Annotated in this window: 2 tRNA genes and 1 rRNA gene; all 3 read left to right on the top strand. The window is 55.6% G+C overall.

What is annotated here, in order from left to right:
* Positions 1-359, top strand: a 16S ribosomal RNA gene (locus tag ACW5DN_RS13930); the annotation flags it as partial.
* A gap of 68 nt (positions 360-427) precedes the next feature.
* Positions 428-503 (top strand) — tRNA-Ala (locus ACW5DN_RS13925).
* Positions 504-517: 14 nt separating this feature from the next.
* A tRNA-Ile gene (locus tag ACW5DN_RS13920) sits at positions 518-594 on the top strand.
* The last annotated feature ends 131 nt before the right edge of the window (positions 595-725 follow it).

Genomic DNA, 725 nt, shown 5'->3' with positions numbered 1-725 from the left:
GGGATGACGTCAAGTCATCATGGCCCTTACGGCCAGGGCTACACACGTACTACAATGGTGGGGACAGAGGGCTGCAAACTCGCGAGAGCTAGCCAATCCCAGAAACCCCATCTCAGTCCGGATCGGAGTCTGCAACTCGACTCCGTGAAGTCGGAATCGCTAGTAATCGCAGATCAGAATTGCTGCGGTGAATACGTTCCCGGGCCTTGTACACACCGCCCGTCACACCATGGGAGTGGGTTGCTCCAGAAGTAGCTAGTCTAACCTTCGGGGGGACGGTTACCACGGAGTGATTCATGACTGGGGTGAAGTCGTAACAAGGTAGCCGTATCGGAAGGTGCGGCTGGATCACCTCCTTAGAGACATAAAGACAGCCGATTGCCAGTCAGGCGTCCGCACAAGTGACCTGCATTCAGAGTTTCAGCACGGGGCTTTAGCTCAGCTGGGAGAGCACCTGCTTTGCAAGCAGGGGGTCGTCGGTTCGATCCCGACAAGCTCCACCACTTGGGGAAGACATGGGTCTGTAGCTCAGGTGGTTAGAGCGCACCCCTGATAAGGGTGAGGCCGGTGGTTCGAGTCCTCCCAGACCCACCAACCAAAGCTGTCGACGAAATTCTGAATGAATCTGCGCACACACACATAGATTTGAAGCAACCAGGCGTTGAGGCCGGGTTGCGTTCTTTGAAAACTGGGACGTAGCGAGCGTTTTGAGACGGAATGTCCAT

The sequence above is a fragment of the Lysobacter sp. A289 genome (assembly GCF_054072675.1).
This window is presented reverse-complemented; position numbering and strand designations above follow the sequence as displayed.